We start from the raw sequence: 19,067 nt of genomic DNA on the forward strand, positions 1-19,067 counted from the left end.
CCACCGCTGCCAGTCGGTCGGTACCCGATGTGAGGCCTCGTTTCCACGTCACTGACGATGGTCATCCCGAAAGACAACGACAACGCCAAGAAGAAGGACATCATCATGCACATCAAGCTTTCCAACGCACCGTGTTCCTGGGGTATCGAGTTTGCCGACAACCCCGCCAATCCCAGCTGGCAGACCGTGCTCGACGAAATCGCCGGTGCCGGTTTCAAGGCGACGGAGCTTGGCCCACTCAATTACCTGCCGACCGAGCAGGCGGCACTGGCGTCCGCGTTGGACAGCCGAGGGCTCGAACTGATCGCCGGTACCATCTTCAAGCATCTGCATGACGCGTCACGTCGTCAGGAAATCCTGGATTACACCCGTGCGACCTGTGAGGTACTCAAGCCTCAGCAGGGCAACTACATGGTCATCATCGACCATGTCAGCTCGCCACGTACCGATGAAGCCGGTCAGCAAGAAACCGCGACCCGGCTCGATGATGCACAGTGGAACGAGATGATGGTCACTATCCGCCAGGTGGCGGAAATCTGTCAGGAATATGCGGTCACACCTGTGCTTCATCCTCATGCCGGCACCTACATCGAGTATCGCGATGAAGTGGACCGTGCGATGGCTGAACTGGATGCTGATCTGGTCAAGCTGTGCATCGATACCGGGCACTGCACCTATGCGGGCATCAATCCGGCCGAGCTGATTCGCACTTATGGCGAGCGCGTCGCCTATATCCACTTCAAGGATATTCAGGCACCAGTACTCGAAAGCGTGGTGAAGGACGGCATCGACTTCTATACCGCCATCGGCCAGGGCGTGTTCTGCCCGCTGGGCCAGGGCTGTGTCGACTTTGATGCGGTCCGCGAGAGCCTGGAATCCATCGGCTATCAAGGCTGGATCACCGTCGAGCAGGACGTGGATCCGACCAAGGACAACAGCGCGCTGGAAAATGCACGCGAAAGCCGTGAATTCATCGAGCGCAGCATTCTGGAAAAAGGTCTGGCGGAAGCCTGATCGGCATGAAGCCCTGTCGCCATCACGCCAGAAGATGACAGGGCATACAAGATTCATCAATGACTTGTCTCGATCGCATGGTGCGTCAGATGCCACTAGCGCTCGAGCCACATCTGCCTCAGCAGTTCTCGTAATACTATAACAATCGATCACGAGAGGTCGTCATGCCCACTTCGCACCCCGGTAGCGATACTGCTACCTCGACAGAATCAGCTAATCCCGCCTCATCCATTCATCAAGAAAAGCTGACGCCAGCGCAGCTTGTCTTCCTGATCAAGATCATCCTGGTGGCCGCCCTCGGTGGCCTGTTGTTCGGCTATGACACGGGGGTCATCTCCGGCGCCATCGGGCCCATCGCGCAATATTTCGACCTGTCTGCCGCCGAGAAGGGCTGGGCAGTCTCCTCCGTCGTCATCGGCTGTATTGGTGGCGCACTTATCGCCGGACGGTTGTCCATTGCCTATGGGCGCAAGGCCGTCTTCATGCTGTCAGCATTGATGTTTACTGCGTCAGCACTGGGCTCTGGTCTGGCGAGCACCTTTGATGCCTACATCTGGTGGCGTATTCTGGGTGGACTGGCGGTCGGGATGGCCAGCGTCATGGCACCGATGTACATCTCCGAGATGTCACCGGGCTATATGCGCGGTCGCACCGTCAGCCTGTTTCAGCAGTCCGTGGTCTTTGGTCAGATGGTGGTGTTCTTCGTGAACTACTTCATTGCCAAGGGCATGGCCGAGACCTGGATCCTGAATCATGGCTGGCGCTGGATGCTGGGATCGGAAGCCATCATCTCGATCCTGTTCGCGGTACTGATTCCCTTCGTACCGGAATCCCCGCGCTGGCTGGTGTTGAAAGGACGTCTAGATGATGCGCGGCGGGTGCTGGCGCGCTTCTATCATGCCGATGCCATCGAGCGCACCCTGGGCGAGATCCAGAAATCCTTCCAGCACAACGAGAACAAGCGCCACGCGTCTCTGCGCACCAAGGGAATGTTGGGGCTGGTGGCCATCGGGGTCTTCATCGCTGCTGCTCAGCAACTGACCGGCATCAATGTGGTGATGTACTACGCCCCGGATGTGTTGTCCGCCGTCACTTCCAGCAATGAAGATGCTCTGTTCCAGACCTCCATCATGGGGGTGACCTTCGTCGCCGGTAATCTGCTGGGCATGCTGCTGATCGACAAGGTCGGCCGTCGTCCGCTGTTGATTGCGGGGAGTCTGGGCAGCATCGTCGGCATGACCTTCCTCGGTGTCGTGATCGGCAATGGCGAACCGGGCATCAGCGCCTTGATTGCCCTGATCGTCTATGTCGTCTCGTTTGCCATCTCCTGGGGGTGTGTCTGCTGGACACTGGTCTCCGAGATATTTCCCAATGCGATTCGCGCACGCGCGATGTCACTGGCTGTCGCAGCACAGTGGTTGCTCGGCTTCATCGTCACCCAGACCTTCCCGATGATGCGCCAGAGCGACTTCCTCAATGAGCTGGTCGGTGGCGGATTCAGCTTCTGGCTCTATGCGGTACTGACCTTCCTCAGTCTGCTGATCGTGCTGCGTTACTTACCGGAAACCAAGGGCAAGACCCTGGAAGAGCTGGAAGACATCACCGGGACTCGTCTCAGCAAGCGACGTCGCCGGTTGGCGCGTCAAGGTTTGCCGCTGACAACGGAGTAACTCAGCAGCGCTCAAGGCTTTCCATCACTTTGTCGCGCGACGCTCCCACTGGCAATCTTCATGTGCCGGCGGGAGCGTATTCTTGTGAAAGCGACATCGTCCTGCCTAGTCATCGATGGCATGCTCAAGAGACCCCGAGCTACCTCCAGAGGACACAGGGATGAAGCATAACGTCGCACGGTATGGCCTGATATTGAATACAGAGCGGTTCGATGAGTGTGTCGCGTTCTACCAGGGCCTTTTTGAACTGCCGCTTCTGTTCAGCAAGGAAGATGGCGGTTTCAGGCTGACCTGCCTGGCCTATGGAGACGGATATTTGATGATCGAGCAGGGCGGAAGGGCGATTGAGGGAGGCAAGAGTCCCGAGCAAGGTAGCGCCAAGCTGCGCTTCAATGTCAGCGACATCGAACAGGCCTTGGCGGAGGTCAGGGCATGGGGGATCGATGCCGAGATCGAAGAGACGCCCTGGGGGAGGACGATCCATCTGCATGACCCGGATGGTAATCGCGTAGGGATTCGAGATGAGGCCGGATTCGCGGGGCAGATGGCGTATTGAGCGCCTGTGCAATGCCAGGAGGGTGCCCTGTGCTGTGCTGCTGAATTTTCCTCACCCGGGATCCCTACAGAAAAGCTCCTTGCCAAGGCCACGTGATCAGGTGGTCGGCAAAGAGCTCATGGGGCATGCAACTTATGTGTCATTGGGCACATGGGGCATGACGCCCAGACGGAGCTGGGCGTCACTAATGGCCGTCAGCTGCTCAAGCTCGTGCTGGCAAGCGCCCGCCGACGTTTGCTGAGGCGAGTGCCTGTAATGTTCTCAAGCTCTTCCAGAGTCTTGCCCTTGGTTTCCGGCACATAGCGCAATACCACCAGCAGGCTCATCAGCGTCAGCACGGCATAGAGCCAGAAGCTGAAACCGCTGCCAAACAGGTGGTTGAGCCAGTCACTCTCGCGCAGCATCGGGAAGGTCTGTGTGACCATGAAACCCGCGAACCATTGGCCAGCCACGGCCAGCGCCATGGCGCGTCCACGAATCGCGTTGGGGAAGATTTCTGACAACAGTGTCCAGCAGACACAGCCCCAGGAAATGGCGAAGGACACCACGTATACGATCAGCGCAAACAGTGCGCCATAGCCCACCGCATCTCGCCCGATGATGATGCCCAATGCACACATGCCGATCATGCTGCCGATACTGCCGGCAATCAGCAGTGGGCGACGCCCGACCTTGTCGATCAACAACATCCCCAGCAGGTTGCCGCCCACGAATGTGACACCCATGATCGAGGTCTGCAGCAGGGCATCCTCGCTGCTGGCGGTCACCGAGGACAATACGTCCGGCGCGTAGTACATGACGACATTGATACCGGTCAGTTGCTGGGCACTGGCGATGAAGACGCCCAGTATCACCAGCCCCAGCAGACCGCGCTCACGCAGACTGATGAGATTGTCCCGCGAGGAGTCACGATAGGAGGTGATGATGCTGTTGAGTGTCTGGTCCAGGTCTTCGGCAGGAGTAAAGCGGCTCAGTATGTTGCGGGCTTGCTCGGGACGACCTCTCAGCACCAGCCAGCGTGGCGATTCTGGAATGAAGAACAGCAATGCGCCGAACAGCAAGGCAGGCAGGGCTTCGGACCCGAGCATCCAGCGCCAGCCATGGTCGATCATCCAGTGTTCAGCCATGCCCTTGGCAATGAAGTAGTTCACGAAGAACACCACCATCTGTCCGAAGACGATTGACTGCTGGAACAGGCTGACGGTACGACCTCGCAGATGCCCGGGGGACATTTCAGAGATGTACATCGGCGCGACCACACTGGCCAGTCCCACCGCCATCCCGCCGATGATGCGCCACAGGGTGTAATAGTGGAAATCAGTCGCCGTGGCAGAGCCGATGGCGGAGAGTAGGAACAAGATGGCGGCAATCAGGAAGGCCTTGCGTCGGCCGAAACGGATGGAGATCCAGCCGGCGCTGATGGCCCCTGCGATACAGCCGATGACGACGGAGGATACCGCCCAGCCCTTTTCCGCGGGTGTCAGTTGGAAATATTCAGCGATGGGGCCGATGGCTCCGGAGATGACGCCGGTGTCATAACCGAAGAGCAACCCGCCTAGAGTGGCGATCAGCGTGATGCGTATCAGATAGCCGAGTTGCTGACGTGACAGGGAATGTCCGGCCCTGCCGGGCGAGAGCTTGGCAGTCATGTGAAATCTCCAGCGTTGGGACGTGAAGGCGTCCCGCGCAGATGGCAACAGACAGACGAGTGGGTTGGCGTGACTCGCTGCCCGCGATGTTGTTATGCCCATGCAGGTGATGAGGTATCACTCCATGGGAGGTAAGGCGCCTGAAAGCTCAGGCAGGTACGTCAAGCGCAAAATGCTGGCGAAGCGCCGAGACACTGCCTGACAACTGATCTTCCAGTGTTGTCAGATAATCGCCTGTCTTGACTGGCGTGAAGGGATCAGGACCCATGGCCGGTGCCTCGACGATGATCGGGCCGTCATAGTGCATGGCACGCAGCTGGGTGAACTGATCCGCCAGCTGACTATGCCCCTGACCGATACCGCCGCGATTGGAGTCGGCGACGTGATAAAGCCCCAGGTGATCGCCAGTCTCGGCCAGCGCTCGCACGGGGTCAGGCTCTTCGATATTCATGTGGTAGGCATCCAGCAATACCTTGAGCTGGGGAGAACCGATGTCTTGGATGAGCCTGCGACACTGGGCTGCAGTGTTGATGAGGTGGGATTCGTAGCGATTGAGAACTTCGAAGACGAGCGGCACATCTCGACTTGCTGCATGGTCACACAGTGGAGTGAGCACTTCGACGAGGTGGCGGTATTCGCTGTCTTGATCACTGCCATCTGCGGGACGGATTCGCCCCACGAGTCCGTGCAGTGAGACTCGCGCGCCGCCGATCGCCTGGGCAAAGTCGATCAGCTGTCGATAGTAGGTCTCGGCAGCCTCGCGATCCGACGCGTCGGGGGAGGCGGGATCGCAATCTCCCGGCGTGAGTGAGAACACTTCCAGCCCATGCGTCTGGCAAAGGGCGCGGATCATGTCTGGTGTGAAGGCGTCGAGATCGCCATGCAGTTCCACCCCGTCAAATCCCAGACGTGCGGTCCGCGCGAAGATATCCTCGATCGGCAGCGGGCCGAAGGTCCAGGTACAGACACCCACTTTCATTTTGTGCGTCATGACATGCCTCCATGGCGGTCATGTGCCTTACCGGTCAGGCAAGGCGCAATGAAAAGCGGTCGGGCATGACGCTGTCATGCCCGACCCTGCGAGCGGTGAATCAGAGTGTCGGCATGGTGAAGTGGCTAGCTTCACTGCGCAGACCATCAGGCCAGCGGGTGGTGACGGCTTTCATGCGGGTATAGAAGCGCACGCCATCCGGGCCATGCATGTGAAGCGGGCCAAAGAGAGAGCGCTTCCAGCCGCCAAAGCTGTGGAATGCCATCGGTACAGGGATCGGCACGTTCACGCCGACCATGCCGACCTGAATGCGAGTGGTGTATTGACGGGCAGCATCACCATCGCGAGTGAAGATGGCCGTGCCATTGCCATATTCGTGGGCATTGATGAGGGCAATCGCCTCGTCGAGTGACTCCTGGCGGACCAGACAGAGGACCGGCCCGAAGATTTCTTCGGCATAAATGCGCATGTCTGGGCGCACATGATCAAACAAGGTCGCGCCCACGAAATAACCGTTCTCGTGCCCAGGCACCGTGATGTCACGGCCATCCACGACCAGCTCCGCACCTTGCTCGACACCGCTGTCGATGAACTCGATGACCTTGTCGGCATGCACGCGTGAGATCAGTGGCCCCATGTCATTTTCTTGGCCTTCGACCTCACCCGGCCCCACCCGCAGAGTGGCCATGCGCTCGAGGATCTTGTCGCGCAGTCGCTCTGCGGTCTGCTCACCGATCGGGACTGCCACCGAGATGGCCATGCAGCGTTCACCAGCACTGCCGTACGCCGCCCCCATCAGGGCATCCGCTGCCTGATCCAGATCGGCATCCGGCATCACGACCATGTGATTCTTCGCCCCCCCCAGGGCCTGGACTCGCTTACCGTGTGCCGAGGCAGTGGAATAGATGTACTCGGCGATCGGAGTGGAGCCGACAAAGGAAACCGCTTCGACACGCTCATCGGTCAGCAGGACATCGACGGCTTCCTTGTCACCATTGACGACGTTGAACACGCCCGGCGGCAGGCCGGCTTCCGCCAGCAGTTCCGCCATGCGCAGCGGGGCAGAGGGATCTTTCTCGGACGGCTTCATGATGAAGGTATTCCCGGTGGCCAGGGCGATGGGGAACATCCACATCGGCACCATGGCCGGGAAATTGAAGGGAGCGATGCCCGCACACACACCCAGCGGTTGCATCAGAGAGTGGCTGTCCACCCCGGTGCCCACGTTCAGCGAGTGCTCGCCTTTCTGCAGATGGGGCATGCCGCAGGCGAATTCGACGACTTCCATGCCGCGAGTCACCTCGCCAAGCGCATCCGAATGCACCTTGCCGTGCTCGCGGGAGATCAGCGTGGCGAGTTCGTCGCTGTGCTTTTCCAGTAGCGCCTTGAAGCGGAACAGGATGCGCGAGCGCTTGAGTGCCGAGGTGTTGGACCAGCCAGGAAAGGCGGTGCTGGCGGCAGCAATGGCGGAACGAGTTTCCTCGGCACTGGCCAGTGACACACTGGCGGACTGCTCGCCGGTGGCCGGGTTGTAGACTGGTGCGTTACGACCGCTATCGCCGGGTTGTGATTGGCCATTGATGAAGTGATGTAACTGTTGCATGAACGTGTCCTCGTGGAGAGTGGTGTATACGCAGACTCAAGAGATAATCAGAGTCGTGCGGGCTGTCTGTGCAGCCTGGTGGCTTGGAATCAGATGCGAATCAAGCCGGCCTCGCGTGCCAGGCGGGCCAAATTGTCATGACCGAGCGTTGCGTAGGTCAGCGGGTTGGCGACAGCAGGATCTTGCTCGGCTTCCACAACCAGCCAGCGATCATCGTGCTGACCATATTCTTGACGCTTCAGCTCGGTGAAAAGGGAGGTAAAGTCGACACCGCCGTCTCCCGGCACGGTGAAAACGCCATCCAGTACGGCATCCAGGAAGGACTTGTCACGGTTGATCGCGTTGTCCATCAGTGCCATACGGATGTCCTTGCAATGGACGTGGGTAATACGGTTGCCATGCTTGCGTGCTACGGCGACGGGATCACCACCGGCATAAGTCAGGTGACCGGCATCCAGCAATAGCTTTACGTGCTGTGTTGAGGCCATTAGGCGGTCCACATCAGCTTCACTCTCGATGACGGTGCCCATGTGATGGTGATAAGCTATTTCCACGCCTTGAGACGCCATCTCTTTCGCGACAGCATCCAGGCCGGTTGTTAATCGCGCCCAATCAGCATCATTCATGACGGGGCGGCGTGAGACGGGAGTGGCTTGGTCACCATGTACACAGCGGCTGACTTCGCAATACACCATGACGGTAGCGCCACACGCCTTGAGCAGTTGGAGGTGGCTGTTCAAGGCTTCCAGCTCTTCCTCGACGCTACGTTCCAGCAGGCGACTTGAGTACCAGCCAGATACCAACGCCAGATCGTGAGCATCGAGCACCTGAGACAGAGCATCGGGCGTGCGCGGGAATTTGTTTCCTAGCTCGAAACCGGCAAAACCTGCCTGGCGGCCTTCGCTGAGACAGACTTCCAGCGGTGTGTCGGCACCGAGGCTCGGAAGGTCATCGTTGGTCCAGGTCAGCGGGTTGATGCCCAGGCGAATGCTCATGGCGGTATCCTTCTTCGAGATATTGAGAGTGCAGGGAGGCACTTTGGCCTCCGAGAGATGGCGTATCGTCCAGGCCGGCCAACTGATGTCGTAAGGGCGGTTGGCCGGCCCTGAAATGCGTCAGCGAGCTTGCTGGCGTTTGTGCGACAGATAGCCCTGATAGGCGTCACGGACTTCAGTACGTTCGCTGACTTCGGGAATGGCGACTTCCCACCAGTGCCCACCTTCCTGGGTAGAAGGCAATGGATCCGTGTCTAGCGCGATGACGTAGGTCGTCGATGAGGTCCGAGCACGCTCGAGCGCGGCGCCCAGTTCGCCAATCCCTGTGACCTGTTCGGCCTGACAGCCCAGTGCACGAGCGTGCGCCGCAAAGTCCACCTTGGGGGCGCCTTCCGCAACGGTGCGACAGTCTTTGAGCAGGTTGTTGAAGCCGGCGCCGCCAGTCGCGTGTTGCAGGCGGTTGATGCAACCGAAGCCACGGTTGTCGAGGACCACCACGGTCAGCTTGTGGCCGAGCATCACGGAGGTGGCAAGCTCAGAGTTGAGCATCAGGTAGCTGCCATCGCCGACTACGACCACGATGTCCCGCTCCGGGCGTGCCATCTTGACGCCCATCCCGCCGGCCAGTTCATAGCCCATGCATGAGAAGCCATATTCCACGTGATAACTGCCGGGGACACTGGCCGCCCATAGCTTGTGAAGCTCACCTGGCAAACCGCCGGCAGCACAGACCACCGTGGTGTCATCTGTCGCTTGACGATTCACGGCCCCGAGCACCTGGGCATCGGTTGGCAGCGCGAGCCCCTGATCAGCCATCACGCTCTCGCGGACCGCTTCCCATTCCTGCTTGAGCCCGGATTGGCGTTGCACCCAGCTGTCTGGTGCGGCCCAGTCACCCAGCCCTGCCGTCAAGGCCTCAAGTCCCCGCAGGGCATCGCACTGCAGTTGCCGTGCGCCATGCTTGGCGGCATCGAAGCGACCGACATTGAGGCTGATGAGTGTCTGGCCGGCGGCTTCAAAGAGCGTGCGAGAGCCGCTGGTGAAATCCTGAAGTCGTGATCCGATGGCCATGATGACGTCGGCTTCACGTGCCAGCTGGTTGGCGCTGGCCGCGCCGGTGACACCGATTGCGCCCATGTTGCGAGCATGGCCCCAGGGCAGGGCACCCTTGCCAGCCTGTGTCTCGACCACTGGAATGCCGTGTTGCTGGGCAAAGGTGGCGAGGGCCTCACACGCCTCGCTGTAATGCACGCCGCCCCCGGCAATCAGCAGTGGCCGCTTGGCGGTGCGCAGTGTGTCCAGGGCTGCCACCAGCTCTTCCTGAGCGACGGGAGCGCGACGGATGTGATGCACTCGACGGGTGAAGAAGTCTTCCGGCCATTCAAACGCAAGCGTCTGGACATCCTGTGGCAGACACAGGGTGGCAGGGCCACAATCCACGGGATCCAGCAGCGTGGCCAGCGCCTGAGGCAGGCTGGTCAGCAACTGTTCCGGTCGCGTGATGCGGTCGAAAAAGCGTGACACGGGACGGAAGCAGTCATTGACGCTCAGACCGGGGTCATTGAAGTGCTCGACCTGTTGGAGCACCGGGTCCGGTGCGCGGCTGGCGAAGGTATCGCCGGGCAGGAACAGCACCGGTAACCGATTGACATGAGCAAGCCCTGCCGACGTCACCATGTTGGTGGCACCAGGCCCGATGGACGAGGTACACGCCATGATGCGACGGCGATTGTTGGCCTTGGCATAGGCAATGGCCGCATTGGCCATGCCTTGTTCGTTGTGGGCGCGATAGGTGGGGAAATCATCGCCCGCGGCGTGCAAGGCCTCGCCGAGACCCGCCACGTTGCCGTGGCCGAAGATGGCAAAGCAGCCACCGAACAAAGGGACTTCCTGTCCACGCTGTTCGATATATTGCCGGCTCAGGTAGCGCACCAGTGCCTGAGCGACGGTCAGGCGCACGGTACCCGACGCTGCCGCCGAGTGAGAAACAGAGCTCATTGCAGGACTCCTTCTGCGAGCGTGGGAGCAGAATTGGCATCCTCTGCGTTGCAATAGGCATCACGCAGTGACTGCCAATGGGTAATCAAGTCGAGATAGTTGTCAGCGGCCTGACGAATCAGGGTCGCATCGTCAATGCTGCCTGACAGCCAGGCCTGGCTGGGAGCGGTGAACAAGGTGCGTCCGACGGTGAATCCCTTGCAGATCGGGAAGCGTGCTGCCTGCTCGAAACCGCGTTTGACCTCGTCAATCGGCGCATCAAGCCCCAGCAGTACGACACCATGACACCAGGCGTCGCGAGTGCTGATGATTTGGCTGACGCGTTCCCAACCTTGCGTCGTCAGAGCGGGCAGTTTCCACCAGTCCGGGCGAATGCCGAGGTTGTAGAGACGCTCCAGGCTACGTGGAACGGTGGTCTCATCACAGGCGGGTGCATCTGACTGACGTGGCGGGATGACTTCGATGAGCAACTCATGCCCCGACATGCAGCAGGCGTCATACAGCTGGCGCAGGCGGGCTTCCTGGTCGAGGCGCAGCGTGGCCTCATCATCCGGGTGATAGAACACGAGGCACTTCACGATGTGGTGGCGCGGCCAGCATCGCAACTGGCTACCGATGTCATCACCATGCTGGAAGCGCAAAGGCCGTGAGCTGGGGAGCTCGACCGGACGGCCGACCCACCAGTCCAGCTCTGCCGTGTCATTGAGCGCATCCTGCCCCAGGACATCATCACAGAGAATGGCAGGGCGCTGGATACCGGCCTGTTGTGCCGCGCTGCGGGTAGCCTCAACCAGTAATTGCTTGAGGCGTGGCAGGCGCTCGGGGTCGCCTTCGACATCGCGTGCCATGTCCAGGAATTGACGACGGTGATCGAATGCCAGCCCCAGCACGCTGTCCCAGTGCGCTACACGACGAGTGGTGACGCGATGCAGATGAGTCAGGTGGTCATCAAGATCCGGGCGTGGCACGGACTCGCGGCGGCTGAGGTAATCGAACAGTTCCGCTTCCGTGGGCATGGCAGGTGCACATCCGTGCCGAGATACGACCAACGCGCCGCAGGCGTTGGCGTAATGGCCACACGTTTCCCAGCTTTCATCGCGCAGGTAGCCGCGCAGGAAACCGCTCATGAAGGCATCACCGGCACCGAGTACGTTCATGACCTCGACCTTGACGCCCTCGACCAGGATGCCGTCTTCCAGATGTCGTGGAATGTCGCCCTCGAAGATGACGCAGCCGCGCGCCCCTATCTTGCACACGAGCACGGCATCGCTGTGACGCCGAACCTCGCGCAGCGCGTCCAGCGTGTCAGTACTGTTGCCCGCGATATGAAACTCTTCTTCCGTGCCGACGATCAGGTCGAAGTCTCCCAGCCAACGGGCCATGTGCTGACTGACACTCTCGTCCGCGACAAAGCGCGTCTCGCCATCCCCGATGCTGGTCAGCCCCCAGAGTACGGGGCGATAGTCGATATCCAACACGCGCTTCACGCCAGCCTCGCGTGCGGCATCCAGCGCCTTGCGGGCGGCACGTTGGGTGCGGGGAGTGGAAAGGTGCGTACCAGTGATCGCCAGGGCACGGGCTCGAGCGATGAACGCCGGGTCCACATCATCTTCATCAATGGCCATGTCGGCACAGTCGTTGCGCACGAAGAGCAGCGGGAACTGATCCTTGTCCTTGATGCCCAGAAGCACCAGCCCGGTCAGACGTTCGGGATCGTGTTTGAGGTGGCTGACATCACAGCCGACGGAAGCGAGCTCTTCGCGCAGGAACTCCCCCATCTGCTCGTTGCCAACACGACCCAGCATTGACGAGTTTAGCCCAAGGCGTGCAGTGCCATATGCCATGTTACCGGAGCTCCCGCCCAGGTATTTCTTGAAACTGGTGGCGTCTTCGAGACGCGCGCCGATCTGTTCCGCATAGAGGTCAACGGCGACGCGGCCGAGGCAAATGACATCCAGATCCGGTGTGTGAGATGAGTGGCGCGTCATGAGCATATCCCTTAATGGGCCGGTGTTACCCGGCATTGACAATTATCGGTGTAGATCTAGATGACGGGCAGTCCCGGGACACTAGGTAATGATCTACGTGTAGGCCTGCTCGCGGTCAGGCAACTGAGACGGAATCCGTCCGTTGGAACTCCGCCAATTCTGCATCCAGGCTGGCCATTTCTTCGCCGCCGGCCATCATGTTGAGTACTTCCTCACGGGTGATGTCTTCCTTGCGCCAGCTGCCTAACGAAGTGCCACGTTTGAGTAGAGTAAAAGCATCACCGATGGGGTAGGCGTGATGGACGTTATGCGTGATGAAGATGACGCCGAGCCCCCGGTTGCGCGCTTGTGCGATATAGCGCAGTACCTTCGAGGCTTGCTTGACCCCCAGTGCTGACGTCGGCTCATCCAGAATGAGCACTTTGGCACCGAAGTAGACGGCGCGTGCGATTGCGACACACTGGCGTTCGCCGCCCGACAGCGTGCCGACTGGTTGAGACGGGTCACGCACATCGATCCCGATCTTGGCCATCTCTTCACGTGCCACCCGATCTGCAAACTCCCAGTCCACATATTTGAAAGGACCGAATCCCTTGGTGGGCTCACGGCCCATGAAGAAATTACGGGTGATCGACATCAAGGGAATCATTGCGAGGTCCTGGAAGACCGTAGCGATGCCGGCATCGAGTGCCTGGCCGGGGGACGTGAAATTGGCAGGATTCCCCTCCAGCAGCAGTTCACCGTGAGTCGGGGCATGCACTCCTGATAACGTCTTGATGAGGGTCGACTTGCCGGCGCCGTTATCGCCGAGCAGGCACATGACCTCGCCTGCGTAGACTTTCAATGAAATATTGGAAAGGGCGACTACGTTGCCGAAGTGCTTGTCGACAGCCTGCATCTCGATCAATGGCGTGCGAGTGTCGGCGGTTTTCGGAGTATCACCTCTGGCGCGGTCGGCGGCGGTCGTAGTCTGTTCCGGCGCCTGTTGCAGGTTGGCGTTAGTAGTCATTACTTAGCCTCCAGCGCTTTCTTGCGCACGTAATTGTTGAACAGTACTGCGATCAGGAGCATGGCGCCGAGGAATACCTTGAACCAGTCAGTGTTAACGCCGGTGTAGAAAATACCCATCTGAACAGTGCCGAAGATAAGCGCACCGAACACGGCACCCACGGCAGATCCATAGCCGCCTGTCAGCAGGGCTCCGCCGATGACGACGGCGATGATGGCTTCCAGTTCCTTGAGCAGACCGCGTGTTGTGTCAGCTGAACCGGTATCCATGACCTGCAGGCAGGCAAAGATGGTGGCGGCGACAGCGGTGAAGATGAACAGAAGGATCTTGACCTTCATTACAGGGACGCCGACGTTGCGTGCAGCATTCACATCACCGCCGCAGGCGAAGATCCAGTTACCGAAGCGGGTGTAGAGCAGCAACCAGGTCGCGGCAGCGGCCAGTACCACCCACCAAACGATGGAGACTGGCACCCCAGTGACGCTCGGATTTCCTGCGAAGTTGGTCGCAATCCATCCCTGGGCCGCCATCCAGCTGAAGAGGCCAGTAAACACCTCGCCGGAGAATAACGGTGCCAGCCAGTCATGATCGGCGAGCTCTTGCAGGCCGCTGACCTGGGTGCGGCCAGTCGTCAGGCGGGTCAGGCCGATGGCCAGGCCGCGCAGGATGAACAGAAAGCCCAGTGTGACGATGAAGGAGGGCAGGCCTGTGCGCATTACCAGATAGCCGTTGATCCAGCCAATCAGGACGGCACTGGCAAAGGCGAAAGTGATAGCCAACCATAGCGGCCAGCCGTATTGCACGGCAGGGATGGCAATCAAGATGCCGGCAAAGCCGATCATTGAGCCGAGAGAAAGATCGAATTCACCGCCAATCATCAACAGCGATGCCGCGATGGCGAGGATGCCTAGCTGTGCAGAGACTTCCAGGAAGTTGAGAATGCCCGCCAGGCTGAACATGCCTGTCCCTGAAGCGGCCACCGAGAAGAAGGCAAATACCAGGATGGTGCCGGCAATAGCGCCGAATTCAGGACGTTTCAGTGCAGCCTTGAGGGGATGGACGCGGCGCAGCCGTTCGTCATCAGCGGCCGGAACAGCGCTGACAGTGTGCTCAGTCATGATGCTCTCTCCAGGCGCCCTCACAGGTAGGACGCCATGTCATGGAAATGAAAGTGTTGCCAGATGGAGCTTTTGGCTCAGCGAATGCCTTGCTCTGAAAGCTCGATGACCTGACCTGCATTCTCGGCGGTGACAAAGCCGGGGCCTGTGGCGACATCGCCAGCCGGCATCAGACCGTGTATGTGGTACTGATGCATGAAGACCACCGGCAGATAGCCCTGCAGGTACTGTTGTTGATCAATGGCAAAATTCATTTCACCCGACTGAATCGCGGCAAGAATATCGGGGGAGAGGTCGAAGGTGCCGAGCTGGAATTTTTGCGTAGCGCCGGCTTCTTGCATGGCCTTGAGCATTGGCTCAGACCCGAGAGGCCCCAATGCAAGGATGGCGTCTACTTCGCTGTGCTGATTGAGGTAGGCCACGAGCGAGTTCTTGATTTCGGTAGGGTCGGTGCTGGTGGCTAGCTCGCTGGCGCTACCGTCAAATCCCTTGATAAAGCCCGCACACCGTGCATCCAGGCCTACGTTTCCTTGTTCTTGATTGATGCAGAGTCCGTGCTTGGCGCCACTCTCGACCATGCGCTCTGCTGCCCCACGCCCTGCTTCATATTCACTTTGGCCAATGTGAAGGCGTGCGCCAATTTCCTTGGATTTATCGCCACCAGAATTGATGGTGATGACCGGGATCTGCTGATCCACAGCGTTCTTGATACCTTGCCCCAATGCATCGGCGTCGGTCAGAGAAATGATAAGGCCGTCTGGCTGTGAAGCCACAGCAGCATCCAGCAGCTGCGCCATCTTTGCCATATCAAAGGTAGAAGGTGCGCGGTACTCGACTTTGACACCAAGCTCTTCCGCCGCGTCGTCAGCGCCGCGCTTGACGACAGACCAGAAGGGGTCCGAGTTCTGTCCGTGCGTGATCATGACGTAGCGTTCGGTGTCGTCTGCCCAGGCGGCATTGGCTACAGAGACTGCTAGCATGGCTGTCGTGAGACTGGCTATCGCACGGCGCAGGCGTGGCATCTTTCTGCGAGAATTCGGGGAGGTGGCGAGAGGCTCGACTGTGTACATGGTTGGCTCCTGACGTTCTTTGGTTATTGTCTTTGTCAGTGAGGAAGAGCGACTGGCGTTGCTCTCTTCCAGTATTCGAGTTCCCGGTGATCTGGAATATGGCGTATTCCATTGTGACCGGTAGATGGAATGTAGATTCCGCTAGCTTGGAATGCAACCGGAACATTCAATTTATTTTTATGTTGGAATTTTCATTCTATTTGCCTAGACTGCCAGACATCGTTCACTCCCGCGTTACGGCGACATCTACGCCGCACCGGCAGGTGACAAGTGACAGGAGTTACCATGGCAGATATCACCCCTCTACAAATGACAGCTCGGCAGATTGAATCTTTCGAATCCCTCGAGGCACATATCAGCCAGCAATACCCATCGCTGTCGCGTCGCCTGCAACAAAGTGCCCGCTTCCTGTTGGATCATCCTCAAGAAGTAGCTTTTGGTACCGTGGCAGGTCTCGCCGAGAAAGCCGATGTCACGCCCTCCACGCTCATCCGCTTCGCCAATGCTGTGGGGTTTTCGGGCTTTTCGGAGATGCAGAAACTTTTTCGTGCACGCCTAGTAGAAGCTGAGCCCAGCTACAGCGAGCGCATCAGGGTCGCCCGAGAAGTGACGGGTGAGAGTCCTGGCGCACACGAGCTGTTGAGAAGTTTCTCGGCTGCCAATCAGCAAGCGCTTGGCGAACTGCCTGGACGTATCGCGCCCAAGGATATCGAGCGAGCTCTCGACCTACTGGAAGCCGCGGAGGCTGTTCACCTTCTGGGAGCACGGCGAAGTTTCGTCGTCTCAAGCTACCTGGCCTACTCATTGCGGCATATCGCCAAACGCGCCTTCCTGATGGATGGCATGGGGGCGATGTATCGCGAGCAGGCAGAAGCGATCTCCCGCCAGGACTGTCTGCTGGTCACCAGCTTCGCGCCCTACGCAGAAGAGGTGCAATCTGCCGTCCATGTGGCGCGTGAGCGCGGTACCCCCACGATACTCATTACCGACTCTTCCCTGAGCCCGCTGACTCACCATGCAGATGTCGTGTTGGTGGTGAACGAAGCCGAAGTTCAAGGCTTCCGAGGCCTGACGTCCACGCTATGCCTGGCCCAAGCACTTGCCATCGGACTGGGCGTTCGCCAGCAGGGCAACGGGGAAGTGCAGGGCACCACACCGCAGGACATCTCATTGCAGGAAGAGGGCGCTGCCAACCTTCGAGGCTGAAGTACGGTAAAGGCGAGCACTACAGGAGGTAGTGCCCGCCGACAATCTCTCTCAATTCGTTCGAGACGCCACAACAACAAACGCCATAGATATGGAGGACGCTTCACATGAAAATCGCTCTGCTGGGCGCCGGTCGCATCGGCCGTGTTCACGCTCGCGCCATCTCTGATCACCCCCGGGCTCAACTGGCATGTGTCAGTGATGCTTTCCCGGAGGCTGCCAATTCGCTCGCTGCGGAATATGGTGTGCCGGTGATGACGGCGGAGGACATCTTCGCGTCAGCGGAGATTGATGGCGTTCTGATTGCCTCCTCCACTCCGACTCACTGTGACTTCCTTGAGCGTGCGGCCCGTGCGGGCAAGGCGGTACTTTGCGAGAAGCCGATCGATCTGTATCTTGCGCGAACGCGTCACTGTCTTGGGGTGCTGGCGGAGCACCCCGTGACCTGTGCTCTGGGGTTCAATCGTCGCCATGACCCTCAGTTCTCGGCGCTCAAGCAGGCGCTGGAAGCGGGACGAATCGGCGAACTCGAGATGATCACCATCACCAGCCGTGATCCAGAGCCGCCGCCCGCGGAATATGTGGCAGCCTCGGGAGGACTCTTCCGTGACATGAGCATTCATGATCTGGACATGGCTGCCTGGCTGCTGGGCGAGCCGGTCACGGAGGTGACGGTCAGTGGCAGCTGCCTCGTGGATCCAGCCATCGGTGAAGCGGGAGATCTGGATAGTGCACTCATCAATCTGAAGAGTGCTTCCGGCAAGTTGGTCTCCATCAGCAACTCGCGTCGTGCCTGTTACGGCTATGACCAGCGGATCGAGGCCTTTGGCAGCCAGGGCATGCTGGAGGCGCGCAACGAGACGGATACGCGCCTGCGCTTCACCGGCGTGGAAGGTGTGGTGGAAGAGCGTCCACAGTGGTTCTTCCTCGAGCGTTACGCGCAGGCCTATGTGCGTGAAGTGGGAGATTTCGTCACTGCCTGGCAAGAAGGTCGTGCCCCGCTGGCCGGCGCGCAGGACGGACTCGCCGCGCTTGAACTGGCCGAAGCGGCGTTGATTTCCTATCGCGAAGGGCGCCGGGTACTGCTCAGTGAGATTCGTTGAGCCCACTTCTCCCTGCTGCTGAAAAGGACAAGAACATGACACTTCTCGTGAGACCGCATGCCCCGAGCGAAGATGGTACCTTGCTCGAGGTAACCCCGGAATCTGCAGGCTGGACACACGTGGGCTTTCGCGTACATCGCCTGAAACAAGGTGAGCGTTTCGAGCGCCACACCGAGAGTCGCGAACAGTGCCTCGTGCTGCTCTCGGGGCGCGCAACCGTGCGTACCGGTGACCAGACGTTCGAGAACATCGGTGAACGCATGAGCGTGTTTGAGCACCTGCCGCCGTACTCGGTGTATCTACCGGACGGGATAGCCTATTCAGTGGAAGCACTGACGGAGCTGGAGATAGCGGTCTGCAGTGCTCCGGGGCATGGCAATCATGCCGCTCGCCTGATTCGCCCCGAGCAGGTGGCCTGTTCGACACGTGGCGAGGGGACCAACACACGTCACGTGCAGGACATTCTTCCCCAGACGGAGCCCGCCGATAGTCTGTTGGTGGTGGAGGTCTATACGCCTCCTGGCAACTGGTCCAGCTACCCGCCACACAAGCACTGTGCCGACAATCTGCCGGAAGAGTCTTTCCTGGAGGAGACGTACTACCACAAGCTCAATCCGTCACAAGGTTTTGCGTTCCAGCGCGTCTATACCGATGACCGATCCCTGGATGAAACCATGGCGGTGGAAGATGGCTGTTGTGTGATGGTACCGGAGGGGTATCATCCCGCCGCCGCTCCACACGGCTATGAGCTTTATTATCTCAATGTCATGGCTGGCCCCAAGCGGGTCTGGAAATTCAAGAATGATCCCGCGCATGAGTGGATCGTCGAGCAGGCGTGATAGACAAGATATTCGTCGATAAATTGTGAAAAAGCCCGCCTCTGAACATTCCAGAGGCGGGCTTTTGCTTTCATGGCGTCACATTACGCCAGGAGCTTCATACCAGTTCGCGGTTTTCTTGCCGTGCACTGCGGCGATCACGTGCGACCGCGCGACAGATGACGATCAATACCGCCAGGGTGAGCACTGGCCATACCAGTACGTAGGTAGCGAAAAGCAATGTCATGGATCATGCCTCCTATTCTCTCGCTTCAGGCG

16 protein-coding genes are annotated in these 19,067 nt (G+C 59.3%); 6 read left to right on the top strand and 10 right to left on the bottom strand.

Translation table 11 applies throughout. The annotated features are described in order from the left end of the window. Positions 1–57: 57 nt before the first annotated feature. The 3 genes from AC5WNJ_RS06430 to AC5WNJ_RS06440 all read left to right on the top strand — a co-directional run bounded on the left by AC5WNJ_RS06430 (position 58) and on the right by AC5WNJ_RS06440 (position 3,240). Entirely contained in the window at positions 58–1,014 is a 957-nt protein-coding gene (locus AC5WNJ_RS06430) for a sugar phosphate isomerase/epimerase (RefSeq protein WP_258038180.1), read from the top strand. A 164-nt stretch (positions 1,015–1,178) separates the two neighbouring features. After that, entirely contained in the window at positions 1,179–2,684 is a 1,506-nt protein-coding gene (locus tag AC5WNJ_RS06435; protein WP_495930738.1) for a sugar porter family MFS transporter, read from the top strand. 160 nt (positions 2,685–2,844) lie between these two features. Further along, a complete protein-coding gene (locus tag AC5WNJ_RS06440; protein WP_495930739.1) occupies positions 2,845–3,240 on the top strand; it encodes a VOC family protein in 396 nt (131 codons plus the stop codon). A gap of 194 nt (positions 3,241–3,434) precedes the next feature. On the opposite strand, the gene AC5WNJ_RS06445 is transcribed toward AC5WNJ_RS06440, so the two are convergent. The 9 genes from AC5WNJ_RS06445 to AC5WNJ_RS06485 form a co-directional block, all read right to left on the bottom strand. Continuing rightward, positions 3,435–4,889 (bottom strand): sugar porter family MFS transporter, encoded by a 1,455-nt coding sequence (locus tag AC5WNJ_RS06445; RefSeq protein WP_495930740.1) that lies wholly within the window; start codon positions 4,887–4,889, stop codon positions 3,435–3,437. Between the two features lie 148 nt (positions 4,890–5,037). Beyond that, positions 5,038–5,880: a sugar phosphate isomerase/epimerase family protein gene (locus AC5WNJ_RS06450; RefSeq protein ID WP_495930741.1), complete on the bottom strand. Its 843-nt coding sequence runs from the start codon at positions 5,878–5,880 to the stop codon at positions 5,038–5,040. Between the two features lie 100 nt (positions 5,881–5,980). Then, entirely contained in the window at positions 5,981–7,483 is a 1,503-nt protein-coding gene (locus AC5WNJ_RS06455; protein WP_216061561.1) for a CoA-acylating methylmalonate-semialdehyde dehydrogenase, read from the bottom strand. Between the two features lie 89 nt (positions 7,484–7,572). After that, positions 7,573–8,478: a myo-inosose-2 dehydratase gene (gene iolE / locus AC5WNJ_RS06460; RefSeq protein WP_495930742.1), complete on the bottom strand. Its 906-nt coding sequence runs from the start codon at positions 8,476–8,478 to the stop codon at positions 7,573–7,575. Positions 8,479–8,598: 120 nt separating this feature from the next. Continuing rightward, positions 8,599–10,476, bottom strand: coding sequence for a 3D-(3,5/4)-trihydroxycyclohexane-1,2-dione acylhydrolase (decyclizing) (gene iolD / locus AC5WNJ_RS06465; RefSeq protein WP_495930743.1), 1,878 nt, complete (start codon positions 10,474–10,476; stop codon positions 8,599–8,601). After that, positions 10,473–12,464: a bifunctional 5-dehydro-2-deoxygluconokinase/5-dehydro-2-deoxyphosphogluconate aldolase gene (locus AC5WNJ_RS06470; protein ID WP_495930744.1), complete on the bottom strand. Its 1,992-nt coding sequence runs from the start codon at positions 12,462–12,464 to the stop codon at positions 10,473–10,475. The genes iolD and AC5WNJ_RS06470 overlap by 4 nt, the downstream gene beginning before the upstream one ends. A gap of 115 nt (positions 12,465–12,579) precedes the next feature. Next, a complete protein-coding gene (locus AC5WNJ_RS06475; RefSeq protein ID WP_495931028.1) occupies positions 12,580–13,362 on the bottom strand; it encodes an ATP-binding cassette domain-containing protein in 783 nt (260 codons plus the stop codon). A gap of 110 nt (positions 13,363–13,472) precedes the next feature. Continuing rightward, the gene (locus tag AC5WNJ_RS06480; RefSeq protein ID WP_495930745.1) at positions 13,473–14,591 is read right to left on the bottom strand and encodes an ABC transporter permease; all 1,119 of its coding nucleotides are present in this window, start codon (positions 14,589–14,591) and stop codon (positions 13,473–13,475) included. 77 nt (positions 14,592–14,668) lie between these two features. Next, a complete protein-coding gene (locus AC5WNJ_RS06485) occupies positions 14,669–15,661 on the bottom strand; it encodes a sugar ABC transporter substrate-binding protein (protein WP_495930746.1) in 993 nt (330 codons plus the stop codon). Positions 15,662–15,946: 285 nt separating this feature from the next. Between AC5WNJ_RS06485 and AC5WNJ_RS06490 the strand changes: the two genes are divergently transcribed. From AC5WNJ_RS06490 to iolB, 3 genes are all read left to right on the top strand, one after another. Then, positions 15,947–16,867, top strand: coding sequence for a MurR/RpiR family transcriptional regulator (locus AC5WNJ_RS06490; RefSeq protein WP_495930747.1), 921 nt, complete (start codon positions 15,947–15,949; stop codon positions 16,865–16,867). Between the two features lie 107 nt (positions 16,868–16,974). After that, positions 16,975–17,970, top strand: a complete 996-nt coding sequence (gene iolG, locus AC5WNJ_RS06495; protein WP_495930748.1) for an inositol 2-dehydrogenase — start codon at positions 16,975–16,977, stop codon at positions 17,968–17,970. A gap of 35 nt (positions 17,971–18,005) precedes the next feature. Next, positions 18,006–18,809 (top strand): 5-deoxy-glucuronate isomerase, encoded by an 804-nt coding sequence (gene iolB, locus AC5WNJ_RS06500; protein WP_495930749.1) that lies wholly within the window; start codon positions 18,006–18,008, stop codon positions 18,807–18,809. A 97-nt stretch (positions 18,810–18,906) separates the two neighbouring features. On the opposite strand, the gene AC5WNJ_RS06505 is transcribed toward iolB, so the two are convergent. Next, entirely contained in the window at positions 18,907–19,035 is a 129-nt protein-coding gene (locus AC5WNJ_RS06505) for a putative transporter small subunit (protein ID WP_233593508.1), read from the bottom strand. Between the last annotated feature and the right edge of the window lie 32 nt (positions 19,036–19,067).

Source organism: Cobetia sp. PDI-23MA, from assembly GCF_059507735.1.

Bases quoted from the DNA above. Each gene is read 5' to 3' on its own strand.
- AC5WNJ_RS06430 (WP_258038180.1), top strand. From the start codon at position 58: ATGGTCATCCCGAAAGACAACGACAACGCCAAGAAGAAGGACATCATC.
- AC5WNJ_RS06435 (WP_495930738.1), top strand. From the start codon at position 1,179: ATGCCCACTTCGCACCCCGGTAGCGATACTGCTACCTCGACAGAATCA.
- AC5WNJ_RS06440 (WP_495930739.1), top strand. From the start codon at position 2,845: ATGAAGCATAACGTCGCACGGTATGGCCTGATATTGAATACAGAGCGG.
- AC5WNJ_RS06445 (WP_495930740.1), bottom strand. From the start codon at position 4,889: ATGACTGCCAAGCTCTCGCCCGGCAGGGCCGGACATTCCCTGTCACGT.
- AC5WNJ_RS06450 (WP_495930741.1), bottom strand. From the start codon at position 5,880: ATGACGCACAAAATGAAAGTGGGTGTCTGTACCTGGACCTTCGGCCCG.
- AC5WNJ_RS06455 (WP_216061561.1), bottom strand. From the start codon at position 7,483: ATGCAACAGTTACATCACTTCATCAATGGCCAATCACAACCCGGCGAT.
- iolE (WP_495930742.1), bottom strand. From the start codon at position 8,478: ATGAGCATTCGCCTGGGCATCAACCCGCTGACCTGGACCAACGATGAC.
- iolD (WP_495930743.1), bottom strand. From the start codon at position 10,476: ATGAGCTCTGTTTCTCACTCGGCGGCAGCGTCGGGTACCGTGCGCCTG.
- AC5WNJ_RS06470 (WP_495930744.1), bottom strand. From the start codon at position 12,464: ATGACGCGCCACTCATCTCACACACCGGATCTGGATGTCATTTGCCTC.
- AC5WNJ_RS06475 (WP_495931028.1), bottom strand. From the start codon at position 13,362: ATGCAGGCTGTCGACAAGCACTTCGGCAACGTAGTCGCCCTTTCCAAT.
- AC5WNJ_RS06480 (WP_495930745.1), bottom strand. From the start codon at position 14,591: ATGACTGAGCACACTGTCAGCGCTGTTCCGGCCGCTGATGACGAACGG.
- AC5WNJ_RS06485 (WP_495930746.1), bottom strand. From the start codon at position 15,661: ATGTACACAGTCGAGCCTCTCGCCACCTCCCCGAATTCTCGCAGAAAG.
- AC5WNJ_RS06490 (WP_495930747.1), top strand. From the start codon at position 15,947: ATGGCAGATATCACCCCTCTACAAATGACAGCTCGGCAGATTGAATCT.
- iolG (WP_495930748.1), top strand. From the start codon at position 16,975: ATGAAAATCGCTCTGCTGGGCGCCGGTCGCATCGGCCGTGTTCACGCT.
- iolB (WP_495930749.1), top strand. From the start codon at position 18,006: ATGACACTTCTCGTGAGACCGCATGCCCCGAGCGAAGATGGTACCTTG.
- AC5WNJ_RS06505 (WP_233593508.1), bottom strand. From the start codon at position 19,035: ATGACATTGCTTTTCGCTACCTACGTACTGGTATGGCCAGTGCTCACC.